The organism is Halomonas sp. C10-5 (assembly GCF_057169305.1).
This window is the reverse complement of the sequence record NZ_CP175665.1, coordinates 1102910-1121305: the sequence shown is the minus strand read 5'-3', so window position 1 is coordinate 1121305 and position 18396 is coordinate 1102910. Positions and strand designations below refer to the sequence as shown.

General features: G+C 65.7%; 16 protein-coding genes and 4 tRNA genes. 8 read left to right on the top strand and 12 right to left on the bottom strand.

Annotated features, from left to right (window positions below; translation table 11 throughout):
- Nucleotides 1-213: 213 nt before the first annotated feature.
- Together ACJ7IV_RS05275 and ACJ7IV_RS05270 are read left to right on the top strand one after the other, a co-directional pair.
- Complete coding sequence (locus ACJ7IV_RS05275; RefSeq protein ID WP_483866083.1) at nucleotides 214-1308, top strand: efflux RND transporter periplasmic adaptor subunit; 1095 nt, start codon at nucleotides 214-216, stop codon at nucleotides 1306-1308.
- Nucleotides 1308-4421 carry an efflux RND transporter permease subunit gene (locus ACJ7IV_RS05270; protein ID WP_483866082.1) on the top strand — a complete coding sequence of 1038 codons (3114 nt, stop codon included), beginning with the start codon at nucleotides 1308-1310 and terminating at the stop codon, nucleotides 4419-4421. The genes ACJ7IV_RS05275 and ACJ7IV_RS05270 overlap by 1 nt, the downstream gene beginning before the upstream one ends.
- Before the next feature lie 65 nt (nucleotides 4422-4486).
- Here ACJ7IV_RS05270 and ACJ7IV_RS05265 read toward each other — a convergent pair whose 3' ends face one another.
- Nucleotides 4487-4930, bottom strand: a complete 444-nt coding sequence (locus tag ACJ7IV_RS05265; RefSeq protein ID WP_483866081.1) for a DUF3617 domain-containing protein — start codon at nucleotides 4928-4930, stop codon at nucleotides 4487-4489.
- Nucleotides 4931-5131: 201 nt separating this feature from the next.
- On the opposite strand from ACJ7IV_RS05265, the gene ACJ7IV_RS05260 reads away from it, so the two are divergent.
- Nucleotides 5132-5219: transfer RNA gene (locus ACJ7IV_RS05260), tRNA-Ser, on the top strand.
- 135 nt (nucleotides 5220-5354) lie between these two features.
- Here ACJ7IV_RS05260 and ACJ7IV_RS05255 read toward each other — a convergent pair.
- Nucleotides 5355-5537: a hypothetical protein gene (locus tag ACJ7IV_RS05255; protein WP_483866080.1), complete on the bottom strand. Its 183-nt coding sequence runs from the start codon at nucleotides 5535-5537 to the stop codon at nucleotides 5355-5357.
- A gap of 161 nt (nucleotides 5538-5698) precedes the next feature.
- Between ACJ7IV_RS05255 and ACJ7IV_RS05250 the strand changes: the two genes are divergently transcribed.
- Both ACJ7IV_RS05250 and ACJ7IV_RS05245 read left to right on the top strand, forming a co-directional pair.
- Nucleotides 5699-6151 carry a helix-turn-helix domain-containing protein gene (locus tag ACJ7IV_RS05250; RefSeq protein ID WP_483866079.1) on the top strand — a complete coding sequence of 151 codons (453 nt, stop codon included), beginning with the start codon at nucleotides 5699-5701 and terminating at the stop codon, nucleotides 6149-6151.
- Nucleotides 6151-6714, top strand: a complete 564-nt coding sequence (locus tag ACJ7IV_RS05245) for a PIN domain-containing protein (protein ID WP_483866078.1) — start codon at nucleotides 6151-6153, stop codon at nucleotides 6712-6714. The genes ACJ7IV_RS05250 and ACJ7IV_RS05245 overlap by 1 nt, the downstream gene beginning before the upstream one ends.
- Nucleotides 6715-6917: 203 nt before the next feature.
- On the opposite strand, the gene ACJ7IV_RS05240 is transcribed toward ACJ7IV_RS05245, so the two are convergent.
- A complete protein-coding gene (locus ACJ7IV_RS05240; RefSeq protein ID WP_483866077.1) occupies nucleotides 6918-8420 on the bottom strand; it encodes an SLC13 family permease in 1503 nt (500 codons plus the stop codon).
- Between the two features lie 284 nt (nucleotides 8421-8704).
- On the opposite strand from ACJ7IV_RS05240, the gene ACJ7IV_RS05235 reads away from it, so the two are divergent.
- The 3 genes from ACJ7IV_RS05235 (at nucleotide 8705) to ACJ7IV_RS05225 (ending at nucleotide 12089) form a co-directional block, all read left to right on the top strand.
- A complete protein-coding gene (locus tag ACJ7IV_RS05235) occupies nucleotides 8705-8836 on the top strand; it encodes a hypothetical protein (protein WP_483866076.1) in 132 nt (43 codons plus the stop codon).
- Between the two features lie 431 nt (nucleotides 8837-9267).
- Entirely contained in the window at nucleotides 9268-10002 is a 735-nt protein-coding gene (locus ACJ7IV_RS05230) for a helix-turn-helix domain-containing protein (RefSeq protein ID WP_483866075.1), read from the top strand.
- A gap of 347 nt (nucleotides 10003-10349) precedes the next feature.
- Nucleotides 10350-12089, top strand: a complete 1740-nt coding sequence (locus ACJ7IV_RS05225) for a diguanylate cyclase domain-containing protein (RefSeq protein ID WP_483866074.1) — start codon at nucleotides 10350-10352, stop codon at nucleotides 12087-12089.
- Here ACJ7IV_RS05225 and ACJ7IV_RS05220 read toward each other — a convergent pair.
- The 9 genes from ACJ7IV_RS05220 to ACJ7IV_RS05180 all read right to left on the bottom strand — a co-directional run bounded on the left by ACJ7IV_RS05220 (nucleotide 12068) and on the right by ACJ7IV_RS05180 (nucleotide 18378).
- On the bottom strand, nucleotides 12068-14098 hold the full coding sequence (locus ACJ7IV_RS05220) for a putative bifunctional diguanylate cyclase/phosphodiesterase (protein ID WP_483866073.1): 2031 nt from the start codon (nucleotides 14096-14098) through the stop codon (nucleotides 12068-12070). The genes ACJ7IV_RS05225 and ACJ7IV_RS05220 overlap by 22 nt on opposite strands.
- A gap of 98 nt (nucleotides 14099-14196) precedes the next feature.
- Complete coding sequence (locus ACJ7IV_RS05215; RefSeq protein ID WP_483866072.1) at nucleotides 14197-14700, bottom strand: YiiD C-terminal domain-containing protein; 504 nt, start codon at nucleotides 14698-14700, stop codon at nucleotides 14197-14199.
- A 1-nt stretch (nucleotide 14701) separates the two neighbouring features.
- Nucleotides 14702-15262 carry a nitroreductase family protein gene (locus ACJ7IV_RS05210; RefSeq protein WP_232912534.1) on the bottom strand — a complete coding sequence of 187 codons (561 nt, stop codon included), beginning with the start codon at nucleotides 15260-15262 and terminating at the stop codon, nucleotides 14702-14704.
- 81 nt (nucleotides 15263-15343) lie between these two features.
- Nucleotides 15344-16177, bottom strand: coding sequence for an NADPH-dependent 7-cyano-7-deazaguanine reductase QueF (gene queF / locus ACJ7IV_RS05205; RefSeq protein ID WP_483866071.1), 834 nt, complete (start codon nucleotides 16175-16177; stop codon nucleotides 15344-15346).
- Nucleotides 16174-16947, bottom strand: coding sequence for an ABC transporter permease (locus ACJ7IV_RS05200; RefSeq protein ID WP_282041913.1), 774 nt, complete (start codon nucleotides 16945-16947; stop codon nucleotides 16174-16176). The genes queF and ACJ7IV_RS05200 overlap by 4 nt, the downstream gene beginning before the upstream one ends.
- On the bottom strand, nucleotides 16944-17924 hold the full coding sequence (locus tag ACJ7IV_RS05195) for an ABC transporter ATP-binding protein (protein WP_483866070.1): 981 nt from the start codon (nucleotides 17922-17924) through the stop codon (nucleotides 16944-16946). Before ACJ7IV_RS05195 ends, ACJ7IV_RS05200 begins: the two co-directional genes overlap by 4 nt.
- A gap of 178 nt (nucleotides 17925-18102) precedes the next feature.
- A tRNA-Gly gene (locus ACJ7IV_RS05190) sits at nucleotides 18103-18177 on the bottom strand.
- A 27-nt stretch (nucleotides 18178-18204) separates the two neighbouring features.
- Nucleotides 18205-18280 (bottom strand) — tRNA-Glu (locus ACJ7IV_RS05185).
- A 23-nt stretch (nucleotides 18281-18303) separates the two neighbouring features.
- A tRNA-Gly gene (locus ACJ7IV_RS05180) sits at nucleotides 18304-18378 on the bottom strand.
- Nucleotides 18379-18396: the final 18 nt, after the last annotated feature.

Here is an 18396-nt window from a genome sequence, read left to right as displayed (position 1 = left end):
TATTGCCTGTACCGCCAACGGCGAGGCGCGCATTCTAGCAGTCGCACCACCAGGCGCCGAGGGTGGTCTGTCATGTACAAACCTTGTACGTTATTCATTCGGGGGTAACTTGTGCATTGTTGCCATACTCCTGCCGCCGCCATCCGGTTAGGCTTAAAGCACGCCAGCAGGATCGCTGACGTCACTCTCGTCCACCGACCAGAAATCCCCCCCATGTCCCAACGACGCCCTGTTTCACTTCTCTTGCCACTGATAGCCCTGCTGCTCGCCTCGGCGGCACCGCTGCATGCCCAGCAACCCACCGCCGTGATCGCCGCCGAAGTTCGCCAGGAGCCGTGGTCCGATCCCCTGGAGTCGCTGGGCACCCTGCGCGCGGATGAAAGCGTCACACTCTCGGCCACGGTGACCGATGTGGTGCGGGAGCTGAACTTTCGCGATGGCGACAAGGTCGAGGCGGGGCAGCTGCTGGTCCGCCTCGCCGATGACGAGGCCCAGGCCGACCTGCGTGCCGCCCAGGCCCTGCGCGAGGAGCGCCGTAACGCCGTCAATCGCCTGAGCCAGCTCCAGGAGCGCAACCTGGCGCCGCGCGGCGACCTGGAGGATGCCCAGGCGCGACTTCGCCAGGTCGAGGCCGAGATCCAGGCCCTGGAGGCACGGCTCGCCGACTACCGGCTTCGCGCCCCCTTCGCCGGGCGGGTCGGCTTTCGCAACGTCAGTGTGGGGACCCTGGTGACCCCCGGCACCGAGCTCGTCACCCTCGACAAGCTCGACGTAATGAAGCTCGACTTCACGCTTCCCGAGCGAACCCTGGGCGAGCTCATCCCGGGCATGGCACTGACAGCCACCGGTGCCGCCTATCCCGACACCAGGTTCAGTGGCGAGATCGACACCATCGGTACTCGCGTCGATCCCGTCAGCCGCAGCATCACCGTACGCGCCCGGATCGACAACCCCGACGACCGGCTGCGCCCCGGCATGCTGATGAACGTGGCCGTGGAGCGTGAGTCCCGCCAGGCCCTGGTGATTCCCGAGTCATCGCTGATTCCCGAGGGACGCCGCCAGTTCGTGCTCACCCTCGACCCAAGTGACGAGCACCGAGTGACACGCCGCGAGATCACCATCGGCGCCCGTCGCCAGGGCGAGGTCGAAGTCCTCGAAGGTCTGGATGCAGGCCAGCTGGTGGTGGCCCATGGCACCGAGCGTGTGCGCGACGGCCAGCCGACCCGCCTGCTGGGCATCCTCGACGAGAGCACCAGCGTTCCCGAGCTGCTGCGCCAGGACCGTGATGCGGCGGAGGCCAGCGGCTGATGCGACTCTCCGATATCTCCGTCCAGCGGCCGGTGCTGGCAACCGTGCTGGCCGCCCTGATCGTGGCCTTCGGCCTGCTCGCCCTGCAGCGCCTGCCGTTGCAGGAGTATCCCTCCATCGACCCGCCCATCGTCAGTGTCGATACCCGTTATCCGGGCGCCTCGGCCAGCGTGGTGGAGACCCGCATCACCCAGGTGCTGGAGGATCGCATCGCCGGCGTCTCCGGCATCCAGGTGATCTCCTCCTCCAGCCAGGACGGACGCTCCAGCATCAACATCGAGTTCGGTCTCGACCAGGACATCGACTCGGCGGCCAACGATATCCGCGATCGCATCTCGGATGCCGCCGGCAACCTGCCCGATGAGGCCGACCCGCCCGAGGTCGAGAAGGCCGACTCCAGCTCCGAGGTCGTGATCTGGCTGTCGCTCTCCGGCGAGGGCTACACCATGGCCGAGCTCACCGATTACGCCAACCGCTATCTGGTGGATCGCTTCTCGATCCAGCCCGGCGTATCGCGGGTGATCATCGGCGGTGGCCGGGAATATGCCATGCGGGTTTGGCTCGACGCCGATGCCATGGCGGCCCGCGGCCTCACCGCCGGTGACGTGGAGGACGCCCTGCGCGCCGACAACGTCGAACTTCCCGGTGGCTCCATCGAATCCAGCGAGCGCCAGTTCGTCGTGCGCCTGCCACGCGGGTTCGCCACACCGGAGGACTTCCGCAGCCTGGTGCTGGACGAGGCCGATGATGGCTACCTGGTACGCCTCGGCGACATCTCCCGGGTGGAGATCGGCGCCGTGGAGGAGCGCACCATCTTCCGCGGCAACGGCACCCCCATGGTGGGCCTGGGCATGGTCAAGCAGTCCACCGCCAACGTGCTGGAGATCTCCCGAGAGGTGCAGGCCGAGATGGCGCGGCAGCAGCCGGGACTCCCCGAGGGCATGACGCTGGCGCTCAACTTCGACTCCTCGGTATTCGTCGAGGGCGCCATCTCCCAGGTGGTGCAGACCCTGTTCATCGCCATGGGCCTGGTGGTGGTGGCGATCTTCCTATTCCTGGGCAACCTGCGCACCACCCTGATCCCCGCGGTCACCGTGCCCATCGCCCTGATCGGTGCCTTCGGCGCACTGGCAGTGATGGGCTTCACCATCAACCTACTCACCCTGCTGGCCCTCGTGCTGGCCATCGGCCTGATCGTCGACGACGCCATCGTGGTGCTGGAGAACATCCACCGGCGCATGCACGACCACGGCGAGACGCCGCTGGTGGCGGCCTTCCGCGGCACCCGTCAGATCGCCTTCGCGGTGATCGCCACCACCCTGGTGCTGATCGCGGTATTCGTGCCGCTGAGCTTCCTCGAGGGCGATATCGGCCGGCTGTTCTCGGAGTTTGCCCTGACCCTGGCCGCCGCCGTGGCCATCTCCAGCCTGCTGGCGCTGACCCTGACACCGATGATGGCATCCAAGATCCTCAAGTCGGGCATGCACGAGGGACGCCTCGCCCGTGGCGTGCAGTGGGCACTGGAACACTCTCGCTGCATCTATCGTCGCCTGCTCGAGCGGGCCCTGAAGCTGCGCCTGCTGGTGGTGGCTCTGCTCCTCGGGGTGATCGGCGGCATGGTCTGGCTGAATGCCGAGCTGCCCAACGAATACACCCCCCAGGAGGATCGCGGCAACTTCTGGGTGCTGGTCAACGGCCCACCGGGCGCCACCTATGACTACATGCTCGACTACATGGACGAGATCGAGGCCCGGCTGCTGCCGATGCTCGACACCGGTGAGGTCGACCGCGTGGTGGTGCGCGCGCCACGTGGCTGGGGCAATATCGAGAACTTCAACAGCGGCTTCGTGATCGTCAACCTGGCCGACTGGGGGGAGCGGCGCTCCGCCTGGAAGATCATGGAGGAGATCCGACGCAACCTCGCCGACCTGCCCGGCGTACGCGCCTTCCCGGTGATGCGCCAGGGCTTTGGCTCGAGCGTCGAGAAACCGGTGCAGTTCGTGCTGGGTGGTGGCACCTATGAGGAGCTCGCCGAATGGCGCGACACCCTCTTCGAGCACATCCGGGAAGACAACCCGCGGATCACCGAGCTGGACAGCGACTATGAGGAGAGCCAGCCTCAGCTCGAGGTCGACATCGACTACGAGCGAGCCGCCGAACTGGGCGTCACCGTCAGCGAGATCGGCCGCACCCTGGAGACCCTGCTCGGCGGACGGACTGCCACCCGCTATATCGACGACGGCGAGGAGTACGACGTCATCCTCGAGGGCGAACCCGGCGCCCGCCCCAGCCCCCAGAGCCTGGAGAGCCTGCGCGTGCGCTCACAGCGAAGCGGGGAGCTGATTCCCCTAGCCAGCCTGGTGAACATCTCCGACTTCGCCGGCCCCAGCACCCTCAATCGCTTCAACCGGGTGCGCGCCATCACCCTCGACGCCGACCTGGCCGACGGCTACCCACTGGGCGAGGCGCTGGAGTATCTGGAGCAGACGGCGCGGGAGCTGCTTCCCGCCGAGGCCCAGACCGACGTCAAGGGCGCCTCGCGGGACTACCAGGAAGCCAGCGGCGCCACCGGCTTCCTGCTGGGTCTGGGCATCCTCGTGGTGTTCCTGGTGCTGGCCGGCCAGTTCGAGAGCTTCGTTCACCCCTTCGTGATCATGCTCACCGTGCCCCTGGCGATCTGCGGTGCCCTGCTGGGTCTCTACGTCACCGGCCAGTCGCTGAATATCTACAGCCAGGTGGGACTGGTGATGCTGGTGGGACTCGCCGCCAAGAACGGCATCCTGATCGTCGAGTTCGCCAACCAGCTGCGCGACCAGGGCTGGGCCTTCCACGAGGCGCTGGTGGAGGCCTCGGTGACCCGCCTGCGCCCCATCGTGATGACCGCCGCCACCACCATGGCCGGCGCCGTGCCGCTGATCATCTCCAGCGGCGCCGGCGCCGAGACCCGCCTGGTGATCGGCATCGTCATCCTCTGTGGCCTGGCAGCCGCCACCCTGTTCACGCTGTTCGTGGTGCCGGTAGCCTATGACCTGCTGGCACGCCGCACCGGCTCTCCCGGCGACGTGGCCAGGCGCCTGGAGCAGGAGATGGAGGCCACCCCGGAAGGGCATTGAACCCACTCAACGCAAGACGGCCACCTCGGGGTGGCCGTCTTGCGTTGCAACCAGCGTGATCGCTGTCAGCAGTCGCCGATGCGACGGCCCTCGACCTCGGTGACCATCTCCATCTCACCCATCTGCGGCGACTGGACGGTCACCTCCACGCGACCCTCGGTGGTCTCGCCGAGGAAGTCCATATGGCCGACGATGTCCGCCTGACCACCCTCGGCCTCACAGACCATGCGGTAGTCCATGCCATCGACACCGACATTGTGCTCGAGCAGCTCGCACCCCTCCTCTTCCTCGATCATCTGGAAGTCGGGATCGGCGAGGTCGCCCTGAGCGATACACTCGCGGGTCGTCTCGGCCTGGTCGGGGATCGGCATGTCGCCGGAGACCGAGGTGGTGCTGGTGAACTCCCACTCCCCGGGCACGATGTTGGGCGTCTCGGCCAGGGCGGTCATCGGCAGTACCAGCAGCAGGCCGGCAAGCATGGGGGGCAAAGACATGGTACGTAAGGACATGGGACTCTCCCTGTCGTGGATTCGCCCCCAGCATAGCGGACCGGCGCACCCCGGCACAGCCCGGGACGCTACGCAGCCCCCGAGCCGCGGGTACCACCAGTCGAAGCCAGGAAACCGCTTGCATTCGCGCACTTAGGTCGATAATATATGCGCCGTTCTAACGCGAAAGGCCCAGCTGCCCGGGCGTGAGAACCACAATGCGGAGGGGTGTCCGAGTGGTCGAAGGAGCACGCCTGGAAAGTGTGTAAGTCGAAAGGCTTCGAGGGTTCGAATCCCTCCCCCTCCGCCAACGCATTGCAAAAAGCCGCTGAGAAATCAGCGGCTTTTTCTTTGCCTGACGGTTTTCCCTCGTAGATCTCCGCTGTGGCTGTATGCCGTGATGGGCCACACCCGTCCGTTAGGCGTGCTCCTCCAGCCAGCGCCATCACACAGGTTGATCTCTCTCATGTAGCCGCTCTCGCAGCATCGGCTCCATCACCACCTGACCGAAGTTCTCGCGGTTGGTCAAGGCGAGATCATCCACCGAGCCGGCCAGGAACTCCCAGCCCTGACCCACCAGCTGATCGATGAATGGCTTCTCTACGTCCGTGTACTCGGGTCCTGCCATGCCGTGGCTCCCTGAATGAATTCACTCTTCTGAGCATACCAGTCCATGGGCCAGCAGCCCGTTTCGGATATTGCGAGTTTTGTTTATTTCGAATAGCCTGTTAGGTAACGATAAAACACGAGACGGCAGCCAGAAGTAGCGGGCTGCGTGGAGGTCATACCATGAACACCGCCACCCAAGATGCAATGCCCGACAACCTCGAGCTCACCCGTCTGGCCAGGGCCAGCGCCACCGAGCTCAGCCAGCTTCTCCGCGAGCGGCCTGATAGCGACCGGGCGCATATCAAGCTGGATGGGGCGGATCTGGTGCTTCCCCGTCAGGCGCTGGTGCTGCTGCGTGACCTGCTGACCGAGATGGCCCAGGGCAATGCCGTGACCATCTTGCCTACCCATGCCGAGGTGACGACCCAGGAAGCCGCCAACATGCTCAATGTCTCGCGGCCCCATCTGGTCAAGCTATTGGAAGAGGGCGCGATTCCCTTTACCCGGGTGGGCACCCATCGCCGGATTCGCCTGCAGGACCTGTTGGCCTACAAGCGCCAGCAGGAAGAGGCCTCCGAGGCGGCCCTGCAGGAGCTGGCCGACCAGGCTCAGGACCTGGATATGGGCTACTGATGCGCTTAGTGGTCGTCTACGACGCCTGCGTGCTTTATCCCACACCATTGCGGGACCTGCTGATGCGCCTGGCCACCTCGGGGCTGTTCGCCGCACGCTGGACAGAGCAAATCCACGACGAGTGGACGCGCAACCTGCTCAACAAGCGCCCCGAACTGGCGCAGGCACTGCCGCGAACTGTCGAACTCATGAATCGTGCGGTGCCGGATGCCCTGATCACCGGGCACAAGCCGCTGATCCCCGCGCTCGAGCTGCCCGATCCCGATGATCGCCACGTGCTGGCCGCGGCCATTCGCGCCGGTGCGCAGTTGATCGTCACCTTCAACCTGAAGGACTTTCCCGCCGATACTCTCGCTGGTTTCGGAATCGAGGCCGTCCATCCCGATACCTTCCTGGAGCAGCAGTTCGAGCTGAATGAGGGGCTGGTGCTCAGGACCGTCCATCGCCACCGGGCCAGCCTACGCAAGCCGCCGAGAAGCGCCGAGGAGTACCTCGATACGCTTGCAGCCTGTGGCCTGATCGTCACGGCAGATCGGCTGCGAGAGTTCATCGAGGTGCTGTAACAGACCTCAGGCTTCCTTTATCGCCTCCTCGCGGCTCATGTCGCTGCAGGGCGTCAGACGGCTCAGCCACTTCTGATCCAGCTCGCCAGCAGAAAGTGCAGCTGCCTCGCGGAACAGCAACTGTCGGTGCTACGCGCCATGCCTGGCGCACAACGAAGGAAGACGGCGCCACAAGGGCGCCGTCGGGAGCATGGCTTATCAGGTTAGAACGAGACGTCGAAGACCAGTGGCACGATGGTGTAGAGCGCCACCATGATCACCAACAAGCCGATCACATTGAGCCAGATGCCAGCGCGGATCATGTTCTTGATCGGCAGGTCCCCAGTGGCAAAGGCGACGGCGTTGGAAGGTGTCGCCACCGGCAGCATGAAGGCACAGCTGACGGCGAAGGTCACCACGATGGTCATCAGGAAGGGCTCGATACCCAGCCCGACGGCAATGGCGCCCATGATCGGGAAGAAGGCCGCCGCCGTGGCCGTGTTGCTGGTCAGCTCCGTGAGCAGGATGATCACGATGGCGGTGACGGCCAGGATCATGATCGGCGGGAGTCCCGACAGGCCCGAGACGCTCTCGCCGATCCAGACGCTCAGCCCGGTGGCCGTGAACTGCGCGGACAGGGTCAGGCCGCCCCCGAACAGGATCAGTACGCCCCAGGGGACGTCGCGGGTGGCCGTCCACTCCAACAGTGCGCCCTGCCCCTTGGAGGCCGGAATCACGAACATCAGGATCGCGGCCAGGATCGCCACGCTGGTGTCGTTGATGTTGGACAGCCACGGCAGCGCGCCCTGCACCGCAGGAATCCTCGCGATCAGCGGCAGGAACACCCAGCAGAAGACCGCCCCGGCGAAGACCATCAGCACCCGCCCCTCTTCCGGGGTCAGTCGACCCATGGCCTTGAGCTCGGACTCGATCATCTGCCGGCCGCCCTGAATGTCCTCGACCTCGGCGCGGAACACGATCTTGTTCAGCACGAACCACGCCAGGACCAGCATGGTAGCGGAGAACGGCACGCCCATCAGCATCCAGTGGCCGAAGCCGATGGACAGACCATGGGTGTCTTCCATGTAGGCGCGCATCAGCGCCATGGGAGGCTGACCGATCAGTGTCGCCATAGAGCCGATGGTGATGGCGTAGGCGATACCCAGCAGCACGGCGGCCGAGAACTTGGGCGTGTCCTCACCATTCCCCAGCGACTTCACCAGGGCAATGATGGAGCCTCCGATTGGCACCATGATCACCGCGGTGGCGGTGTTGCTGACCCACATGGTGATAAACCAGCTGGCAAACATCAGCCCGAAGACGATCTGCGCCGGCTTGGTGCCCACCGTCAGCACGGTCAGCAATGCGAAGCGTCGATGCAGGTTCCAGCGCTGAGTCGCCAGGCCGAGCAGCACCCCGCCCAGCACCAGGAAGACGATGCTGTGCGCGTATGGCGAAGCCGTGGTCCCCACCGAGGCGATGTCGAAGAAGGGGAACAGCACCAGTGGCAGCAGCGAGGTGGCAGGGATCGGGATGGCCTCGGTCATCCACCAGGTGGCCATCAGCATGGCGATGGCCGCCACGACGCGAGCGTTGACGGCCAACGACTCGGGCAACAGGAAGAACACCCCCAGGCCAATGACGAGTCCCAGCACGAGGGAGAATGGCTTGAAGGCAGCCGCTTCGGTATAGGGCGTCCGTTCGGCCACACCGGTGGAGTTCGACATGATGGTCACCTGCAAGGGAGTAACAGTGCAGACGAGTGTCACGGCTAGGGAAGCGCACCTCCAATACCTCCCGGGTTGGCTCGCATACTCAACAGGACGGAAACCCATCAACTCACACCACGGACTTCATAAAGAATCAGTCGGTTAAATACGTCCGAGGTGGAACCGACTCATCAAGCCCTCACAATCATCCCGCTGGCCAAGGTTCATCCAGCGGCGTGACCGCTGATAGCCTACGACTAATGGATTCTCTGAGCCTACAGCCGGTGGCCAGGAAAGAGGCTGTGAAGTACGCCGAGGCCTGCAGGGTGGCCGACCTGCTGCTCGACAACAGCGACGTGGCCCTGCTCTCGATGGGCAGCCCATCAGCGACGTGCCGGCAGGCCAGGCGGTTGGTGGCGTGGCGCTGGCACTAACAGCTCGAGCGCTGAAGTCCACCCCCGATGCAGCATGGCCTCAGCCGTGCGGGCCGGGGGGTTGGCCTGGCGGCGAAGTCACGTGGTCTTCAGCTTTGCCCGGCGCACGCTGGGACCTCATCATTTCCTCTCGTTCGCCGCCTATGAAGGGGCACGACGTCCGCTGGTTCAGGGGGCATCTGCTGCGCATGACGGATTGTCAGGTGGGCTATACGCTGCCCCCCACGAAGCGCGAGAGCTACCTTCTCTGAAGGAAAATGCGAGACGCCTTCTGCAAACGTCCAAAGCTGTTCGATTGACGGAGGTAGTCCCGGCTTTCCTCCCAGGCCCGCTGCCTGCGCACCCCCTACTCCATCCGCCTATTAAATTTCGCCTTGGTGGACTAGGCTGACCCGGGGCAAGGTTTGATCGGCAACATCCAAGGACGAAAGATGACCGCCACCGAACAGGACCCCGGCACCCGTTTGTCGGGCGCCCATTGTGACGCCTGCAGCCTGCATGGTGTCTGCCTGACCCAGAACCTCTCCGAGGATACTCTGGAGAGCCTCGATGCTCTGCTCGACCAGCCCCGTCCTCTCAAGCGCGGTGAACCGCTGATCACCCAGGGAGACGCCTTCACCAGCCTCTACCTGGTTCGCAGCGGCAGCCTCAAGCAGGTGGTGAGGCCGCTTGGCCAGGAGCTGGAGCACGTAGTGGGCTTCTACCTGCCGGGCGAGACGGTGGGCCTTGAAGGGATCGGCGAATCGCGCTGCCCCGCCTCGGTGGTGGCAATGGAAACCACCTTCGTCTGTGCGCTGCCCTATGCTCGGCTGCGTGAGCTCTACTACAACCACCCTACCCTCAGTGAATCCCTGCTTCGCCACATGAGCCGCGAGCTGCGCGGCGAGAAGCGACAGCTCTGCCTGCTCTCGGGGCGCACCGCCGAACAGCGCCTGGCTGGGTTCCTGCTCGGGCTCTCCGAACGCTTCCAGCAGCGGGGCTGCAGCCGCTATCAGTTCCGCCTGGCCATGTCCCGCGGCGACATCGGCAGCCACCTGGGCCTGGCCCTGGAGACGGTCAGCCGTGTGCTGGGGCGTTTCCAGCGCCAGGGCCTGATCCAGATCGCTACCCGGGAGCTCACCATCCTCTCCCTCGAGGGACTACGTAACATTCTTGAGGAGACGTGACCTGCCGGGTCACGAGTCCATGATATCCTGAGCTCACGACAGCCACCGACGGCCGGGACTTGCGGCTCGGGCACTGTGAGGGACCATGGGATCGACACGACACGGCAAGGCAGGCCCCGCCGGCAGCATTCGCCACCCTCATGTCATCAGGCTGTTGCTCTCCAGTATCACGCTGACGTTGCTCTATTGCCTGGCAGCCAGCTACTTCATATCCAGTAATGCCGAAGCCGAGCTCGAGGTGCTTCAGGCCCGGGAGATGGCCGCAGTGGAAACCGCCGCCGGCATGCTTGTCCATCGCCTCGAGATGGTGGAGGCGGATACGCGCTTTCTCGGCCAATGCCCCGGCCGTGCAAGCCTGGCTCTCCGGCCAGGAGGGCGCGCTGGCACAGGTGGAGGAGTTGCTGCTGGCCTTCGCCGGCGCCCGACACGAGTATGCCCACCTGACCCTTCACGATGCCGCGGGCCATGAGGTCGCGCGCATCAATCGCCGTGAAACGGGCGTGCAACGAGTTTCCCCAGCGCGGTTACAGGACAAGTCCGACCGCTACTACTGGGCCCCCACTGCCCGGCTGGAAAGCGACCAGGTGTATCGCTCGCCCCTCGACCTTAACGTGGAGGACGGCCGGGTAGAGACCCCCTATCGCCCGGCGCTACGCAGCGCGACTCCGCTCCACGACGCCAGCGACCGGCTCGGCGGAATACTGGTCCTGAACCTCGATGCCACGGACATGCTGGCCCGCTTCCGCGAGCTGATGAGCAGCACTGGCGACGCCATGCTGCTCAACCATGACGGCGACTGGCTGGTCGGTCCCCGGGACCAGGAGTGGGGCTTCATGTTCGGAAACCCTGAGGCCTTTGCGCGTCGCTATCCCGAAGCCTGGAGGCAAATGCAACAGTCGCCGCGCGGTCAGCAGTGGACCGACGACGGCCTGCTGCTGCATGCCACCCTCAGCCCCCTGAGTCTGCATCAGCATGCTGCCACAGGCGCGCCGCTTGCCAGCGCCTCCGAAGAGGAAAGCGAGTACGTATGGACGGCGGCCTCCCTGATACCACATCACGCGCTGCCCTCCCGCGGCCTGCTGGCAACCCCGCTGCGTGGCGGCCTCTTCCTCGGCGGCCTCGGCGTGGTGCTGGTCGCCAACCTGGTCACCCTCTACCTGCTGGCCCAGCGCCGCCAGGCCCGCCAGCTGAGCCTGCGCGAGGCCCATCGCCATGAACAGATCACCGCCAACCTCGCCGAGGGGCTCCTGGTCATGGATCGCCAGGGGCGCATCGTTGAGACCAACCCCGAGGCGGAACGACTGCTCGGCTGGCGGCGCGCGGAGTTGCTCGGTCACGATGCCCATCGCACCGTACACCAGCCGCCGGGGGCGGCGGATGACCCCGGCGACGAGTGCCACATCCAGGCCGGGACCCTGGCGGGCGAGCACTATCGCAGCGATCGCGAACGCTTCTACCGCCGTGACGGCGAATCCCTGCCGGTCAACATCAGCGCCGCGCCGCTGCGTGACAACGACACGGTGATCGGCGCTGTGGTCGCCTTCCACGATATCACCGAGCGCCTCGACCAGGAGGCAGCGATCCGGCGCCTGGCCTACCACGATACTCTGACCGGCCTGCCCAACCGGCGCCAGCTGATGGATCGACTGGAGCAGGCCGTGGCGGCCCACCATCGCCATGGTCGGCGCCTGGCGCTGGCATTTCTCGACCTGGATCACTTCAAGGAGGTCAACGACAAACTCGGGCACGAGGCCGGCGATGCCCTGCTGGTGGCGGTCGCCGAACGCCTGACGCGCGTTACCCGCGAGAACGACCTGGTATGCCGCCAGGGAGGCGACGAGTTCGTGGTGCTGCTCGACGGCATCGCCAGCTGCGCAGAGGCCGAGCTCACCGCGGCCAAGCTGATCGAGGCGCTGCAGCGCCCGGTAGAGATCGGCGAGCACCGCATCCTGCCCGGGGTCAGCCTGGGCATCGCCTTGTTGCCCGACCACGGCGAGGACGCCGACAGCCTCATGAAGGCGGCCGATGCCGCCATGTATCGCGCCAAGCAGGCCGGCCGCAACGGCTATCGGCTGGCCGAGAGCTGATCCAGCGGCGCCGGCCGCGCATAGAGGTAACCCTGGAAGCGCCGGCAACCATGCTCCCGCAGCCAGTTCGCCTGCTCCTCGGTCTCCACGCCTTCAGCGATCACCCGCATTCCCAGCCTGTCGGCCAGGGCGATGATGGTCTCGACAATGGCGGCATCGGCGGGGCTGTCGAGCAGATCCCGTACGAAACTCTGGTCGATCTTGAGCTCGTCGAGGGGAAGACGCTTGAGGTAGCCAAGCGACGAGTAGCCGGTGCCGAAATCGTCCAGGGCGAAGCGCACACCCAGGGTGCTGAGTGCCAGCATGGTATCGCGGGCCAGCTCCGGATCCTGGAGGAACAGCGACTCGGTTACCTCCAGCACCAGGTGGCGCGGATCGGCACCGCTTCTCGCCAGTATCTCGCGCACACTGTCGACGAAACCCGCCTGGCGAAACTGCACCGGGCTGACGTTGACCGAAATGGTCAGATCCCGTCGCTGTGGCTGTTCGGCCCATTGCGCCAGCTGCTGACAGGCGCTCGCCAGTACCCAGCCACCGATGGCCACGATACGGCCACTCTCCTCGGCCAGGGGGATAAACACCCCGGGCGAGACCATGCCGCGAACAGGGTGCTCCCAGCGCAGCAACGCCTCCAGCCCCACGGTGACGCCCGTGGTATCGACCTGGGGCTGGAGGAAGAGCCTGAGCTCGTTGCCCTCCAGGGCCCGGTCCAGATCGGCCTCCAGATGAGCCCGCTCTGTCACGCTAGTCTGCATGGCATGGTCGAAGAAACGCAGCGCCGCACCACCCTCGCGTTTGGCTTCGTACATGGCCAGCTCGGCCTGCTGAATCGCCTCGGCGCCATCCAGGTCGTCGTCATGAAACAGCGAGATACCGATGCTGGCCGTGAGTGGCAGGCTCTCGTCGCCGCCACCCGCTGTGCAGGCGATCTCGCGCAACAGCTTCTCCCCCAGCCGTTCGGCCCCCCGGGCGGCGTGGGCCGGCTCGTCCCCCAGGTCCTGAACCAGCAGGGCAAACTGGTCACCGCCCCAGCGCGCCAGGGTGTCACTCTCGCGCAGGCTGCCACGCAGCACCTCGGCCAGGCGGCGCAGCAGGGTGTCGCCGCTGGCGTGCCCGAGGGGCGTGTTATAGGCCTTGAAGTTGTCCAGGCCCAGCAGCAGCAGGGAGGCGTAGTGGTTGCGGCGCCGGGTGTGGCTGACCACCTGCCCCAGGCGGTCGAGCAACAGGCGACGATTGGGCAGGCCGGTCAGCGGATCGTAAAAGGCCAGGCGCTGAATGGTGGACTCAGCCGCCTTGGCCTCGGAAAGATCGCTCAGGGTCGCCACGTAGTGGCGGACTTCGCCCATATCGCCTCGCATCGCGCTGATGGTCAGCCACTGGGGGTAGACCTCGCCGCTCTTGCGGCGATTCCATACCTCCCCCTGCCAGCTGCCCTCGGCGGCAATGGTCTGCCACATCTCGGTATAGAAGGTGGAATCGTGACGACCGGAGGCCCACATGCTGGGGTTACGACCCTTGACCTCATCCGCGGCGTAGCCAGTGATACGGCTGAAGGTGGGGTTGGTACGCAGCACCCGACCCTCGGCATCGGTAATGAACATGCCGAGATGGGTATCGAAGGCCATGGCGGCGATCTTGAGCTCCGCGGCACTCTCCTCGACACGCCGCTGAGCCTCGGCGCGGTGCCGCGTCTCCTCGCGCAGGTGGTCCTTGGCAGCCAGCAGGCTCAGGTGCCGGCGCAGGGCGACAAGGCCCACCAGGGCCAGGAACAGCCAGCCTCCTCCCAGGAGGGCGACCTGATGCCAGAGAATCTGTTGCAGACTGCAATCGGCAAGCGCCGGATAAGCGTCGGTGCCAGGACCACAGGAAGATAACTGGAGCGTCACGCTCCTGAGGGACCAGCCCATCACCAGGCCGGTGACGGCCAGCACGGCGCCATAGAGCAGAAAGGCACGGGCACGCGAGACACACGGCCGCGTGCCGGGGGAAGTGAGTGTGGAGGATGGCAACGGGATTACCCTTGGATTAACCGTCACCAAAGCTTGTCACGCATCAAGGAATCGACACAACCCAAGATTCAGCCCGGCCTGCAATAGCATGACGTGCATCAAACCTGGGCCAGCACCGCGTAGTCGCCGCGGGCTTCCAGGCAGAGGGTGTCGCCGCACCACAGGCGCTGCACCAAGGCGATGCGCCCGCGGCCCTTGTCGGCCAACCGCGCAGCGAGGCGCTCGGGCCCCGCTTCGTCTTCGGGCAGACACTCCAGACGGTAGTCGCCGGTCACCGGGGCCATGAAGCGTTGGGTCGCCTCGGCCACCACGACATCGCGGGAGAGCCCGTGACGACGCAGCCAGAGGGTAGTCCAGCACCAGCCGAGCAGGGTCGTCTGGGCGGCCAGGGCCCCGCCGAAGCCGGTGCCCTTGTCGTTGAGGCTGGGAGCGAGGGCCAACTCCCAGGTGAGCCGGGCGCCGTCGCGACGCATCTCGCGGATGCCGAGATAGCGCACCATGGGAATCGCCTCGCCGAGCCAGGTCAGGAACTCGGCGGGGTCATCCTCGCCGCCGGGAGACGGCAGCGGGAGGCGCGGATGGGGAACACCGACCTCGCGCATCTCAGCGCCAGCGCTCCACGAAGCTCTCGATATCATGCTCGGGGATCGGCTTGTGGCGCCCACCCAAGGTACCCAGGTAAATAAAGGCCACCACCTCGTCCTCTTCCTCGAGCCCCAGCCCCTTGCGCACCACCGGATCGAAGGCGTACTTGCCGCTGCGCCACATGGCGCCGAGGCCGAGGGCGTGGGCGGCGAGCAGGATGGCGTGGGCGGCGCAGCCGGCGGAGATCACCTGCTCCATCTTCGGCACCTTGGGCACGTCCGGGGTCACCCTGGCGATCACCGCGATCACCATGGGCGCGCGCAGCGGCTTCTTGCGGGCGGCGTCCAGGGCGGCGTCACCGACGTGGGGGTCCTCGCGGTAGTCCGCCTCCGCGAACAGTTCGCCCAAGCGCTCGCGGCCCTCGCCGGAGAACTCGATGAAGCGCCAGGGGCGCAGCTCCTTGTGGTCCGGCGCACGCAGCGCCGCCCGGTAGATGGCCTCGAGCTGCTCGGTGTCGGGCGGCGGCCCCATCAGCTTGCCCATGGAGCTGCGTTCATGCAGCAGCGTCATCGCATCCATCGGTCTCTCCCTTGGCTGTCGTCCCACGAGAATCTTTCTCGCTACTCTACCAGCGTGCCGGGGGGGCTGTCGTGCCGACCGCTACTGCCTGGCCAGGCGCAGCGGCGTCGGCGGATGCTCTCCCGGGGTGGCGCGCCAGGGGCTGATGTCGAGCCCGCCGCGGCGTACGTAACGCGCCTGCACCAGCAGCCGCTCGGGCCTGGCGCGGGCCATCAGGTCCATGTAGATATGTTCCACGCAGTGCTCGTGGAAGTCCTGGTGCTGGCGGTAACCCACCAGGTAGCGCAGGAATCCCTCGCGGTCGAGGCGCGGCCCGCGATAGCGGATCAGCACGCTGCCCCAGTCTGGCTGCCCTGTGACCGGGCAGTTGGACTTGAGCAGGTGGGAGTGGAGCGTCTCCTCCACCACCTCGTCGCCGACGCACAGGTGCTCGGCGCTGGGGGTGTAGTCGTCGATGGCGATATCCAGGTCGTCCAGGCACTCGCCAGGCAGCCGGCGCGGCGCGAGCGCCTCATCGTCGACCGCGAAGAGCTCCACCGACACCGGCGCCCCAGCGGCCCGCGACAGGTCCCGCCCCAGGATCTCGATGACCGCCTGACGGCTGGCGAAGCGGCTCTGGTTGAAGCCGTTGAGGTAGAGCTTCCAGGACTTGGACTCGATCAGGTTCGGCGAATCCGCCGGCAGGCGGAAGCGCGCCACGGCCACCACTGGCTTGCCGCGGGCGTTGAGCCAGCTGACCTCGAAGGCGTGCCACTCGTCCTCGCCGACGAAGGGTAGCACGCCCTCCTCGATGCCCAGCGGCGCGCGGTTGGCGGCGCGGGGGATGGGATAGAGCAGCCCAGCATCGTAGTGTCCGGGGTAGGCGGACTCGCGCCCCAGGGGGGCGTCGGCGAGGGTTTCGGGGCGCCGGTTCATGAGCGGATCCCCTGGCCGCGCTCCAGCATGCGCAGGGCGATGGTGAAGAGCACCGCGATGAAGGCGAGGATGGCGGCCAGCGCCCAGCCCACCGGGATGTCCGAGACGCCCAGGAAGCCGTAGCGGAAGACGTTGACCATGTAGAGGATGGGGTTGAGCATCGACACCCCCTGCCAGAACTCCGGCAGCAGCGAGATCGAGTAGAAGACCCCGCCCAGGTAGGTCAGCGGCGTCAGGATGAAGGTCGGCACGATGGAGATGTCGTCGAACTTCTTGCCCAGCAGCGCGTTGATGAAGCCGCCGATGGCGAACAGCGCCGCAGTGAGCACCACCACCAGCAGGGTCAGCAGCGGGTGGGCCACGCTGATGCGGGTGAAGAACAGCGACACGATGGTAACGATCAGCCCCACGCCGAGGCCGCGGGCCATGCCGCCGAGCACGAAGCCGGAGAGGATCACCCAGCTCGGCATCGGCGACACCATCATCTCCTCCACGCTGCGCTGGAACTTGTTGGAGAAGAAGGAGGAGGCGACGTTGGAGTAGCTGTTGGTGATCACCGACATCATGATCAGCCCAGGGACGATGAAGTCCATGTAGCTGTAGCCATCCATCTCGCCGATGCGCGAACCGATCAGGTTACCGAAGATGATGAAGTACATGGTCATGGTGATCGACGGGGGCAGCAGGGTCTGCGGCCAGATGCGCGTGAAGCGCTTGATCTCCTTGACCACCAGGGTCCACAGGGCGATGGCGATCTGACGGGGATTCATGCGCGCGCCTCCTTGTCCTTTCCGGCATTGGCCTCAGCGGCCCGGTCCAGGGCCTCGTTGCCCTGCTCCACCATGCTGACGAACATCTCCTCCAGCCGGTTGGCACGGTTGCGCATGGAGACCACCTGGATGCCCTGCGCGGAGAGCGCCTCGAAGATGTCGTTGAGCCGCTGGCCGCGATGCACCGCCACGCTGAGCTGGGCGGGCTCCGACTGACTGACCTCGAAGCCGGACACCTCCGGCACCTGCTCCAGCGGATGGGCCAGGTCGAACAGGAAGGTCTCGGTATCCAGCTCCATCAGCAGGTCGCGCACGCTGGTGTTACGGATGATCTCGCCATGGTTGATGATCGCCACGTTGCGACAGAGGCTCTCCGCCTCCTCCAGGTAGTGGGTGGTGAGGATGATGGTGGTGCCCTCCTCCCGGTTGATGCGGCGCATGTACTCCCACATGCTGCGGCGCAGCTCGATATCGACGCCCGCGGTGGGCTCGTCGAGGATCAGCAGTCTCGGCCGGTGCATCAGCGCCCGGGCGATCATCAGCCGGCGCTTCATGCCACCGGAGAGCATCCGTGCGCTGCCGTTGCGCTTGTCCCACAGCCCCAGGTCACGCAGCAGCTCCTCGGCACGGGGCAGCGCCTCGCGCCGCGACATGCCGTAGTAGCCGGCCTGGGCGAGCACGATGTCGATGACCTTCTCGAACTGGTTGAAGTTAAACTCCTGGGGCACCACGCCGAGGTGATACTTGGCGCGGGCGAAGTCGCGGTCGATATCGATGCCGAAGATCGACACCTGGCCGGCGCTCTTCTGCACCAGCGACGAGACCACGCCCAGGGTGGTGGACTTGCCGGCACCATTGGGGCCGAGCATCGCGAAGAAGTCCCCCTCGGCGACGTCGAGATCGATGCCCTTCAGGGCCTGGAAGCCATTGCCGTAGACCTTGGTCAGGCCACGGATGGACAGAGCCGGTTCGGCCATGCGCAATCCTTGAAACGGTTCGGGGTTCGATGGCGGGCATGCCGCAAAGGCATATCGATATGGGGACGCCTGGCATGAAGTTCAAGCCGGCGACGGCCACGCCCAGATGTCAGGCACGCGAAATGGCCTGCGCATTGGCAGACTGAATCAACATCGTATAGGAGGGGGGGGGGACGATTGGAGCGGGAAACGAGATTCGAACTCGCGACCCTCGCCTTGGCAAGGCGATGCTCTACCACTGAGCTATTCCCGCTTGATCGGTACCGCTGAGCGAGCGAGGTGGCGTCCCATAGGGGGTTCGAACCCCTGTTCCCGCCGTGAAAGGGCGGTGTCCTGGACCACTAGACGAATGGGACGCAAAATCTTCTTTTCAAGAAGATGGAGCGGGAAAGGAGATTCGAACTCCCGACCCTCGCCTTGGCAAGGCGATGCTCTACCACTGAGCTATTCCCGCTTGTCTCGCACTACTCTT

Excerpts from the sequence above, each read along its gene's own strand:
- ACJ7IV_RS05275 (WP_483866083.1), top strand. The coding sequence starts at position 214 with ATGTCCCAACGACGCCCTGTTTCACTTCTCTTGCCACTGATAGCCCTG.
- ACJ7IV_RS05270 (WP_483866082.1), top strand. The coding sequence starts at position 1,308 with ATGCGACTCTCCGATATCTCCGTCCAGCGGCCGGTGCTGGCAACCGTG.
- ACJ7IV_RS05265 (WP_483866081.1), bottom strand. The coding sequence starts at position 4,930 with ATGTCCTTACGTACCATGTCTTTGCCCCCCATGCTTGCCGGCCTGCTG.
- ACJ7IV_RS05255 (WP_483866080.1), bottom strand. The coding sequence starts at position 5,537 with ATGGCAGGACCCGAGTACACGGACGTAGAGAAGCCATTCATCGATCAG.
- ACJ7IV_RS05250 (WP_483866079.1), top strand. The coding sequence starts at position 5,699 with ATGAACACCGCCACCCAAGATGCAATGCCCGACAACCTCGAGCTCACC.
- ACJ7IV_RS05245 (WP_483866078.1), top strand. The coding sequence starts at position 6,151 with ATGCGCTTAGTGGTCGTCTACGACGCCTGCGTGCTTTATCCCACACCA.
- ACJ7IV_RS05240 (WP_483866077.1), bottom strand. The coding sequence starts at position 8,420 with ATGTCGAACTCCACCGGTGTGGCCGAACGGACGCCCTATACCGAAGCG.
- ACJ7IV_RS05230 (WP_483866075.1), top strand. The coding sequence starts at position 9,268 with ATGACCGCCACCGAACAGGACCCCGGCACCCGTTTGTCGGGCGCCCAT.
- ACJ7IV_RS05215 (WP_483866072.1), bottom strand. The coding sequence starts at position 14,700 with ATGCGCGAGGTCGGTGTTCCCCATCCGCGCCTCCCGCTGCCGTCTCCC.
- ACJ7IV_RS05210 (WP_232912534.1), bottom strand. The coding sequence starts at position 15,262 with ATGGATGCGATGACGCTGCTGCATGAACGCAGCTCCATGGGCAAGCTG.
- queF (WP_483866071.1), bottom strand. The coding sequence starts at position 16,177 with ATGAACCGGCGCCCCGAAACCCTCGCCGACGCCCCCCTGGGGCGCGAG.
- ACJ7IV_RS05200 (WP_282041913.1), bottom strand. The coding sequence starts at position 16,947 with ATGAATCCCCGTCAGATCGCCATCGCCCTGTGGACCCTGGTGGTCAAG.
- ACJ7IV_RS05195 (WP_483866070.1), bottom strand. The coding sequence starts at position 17,924 with ATGGCCGAACCGGCTCTGTCCATCCGTGGCCTGACCAAGGTCTACGGC.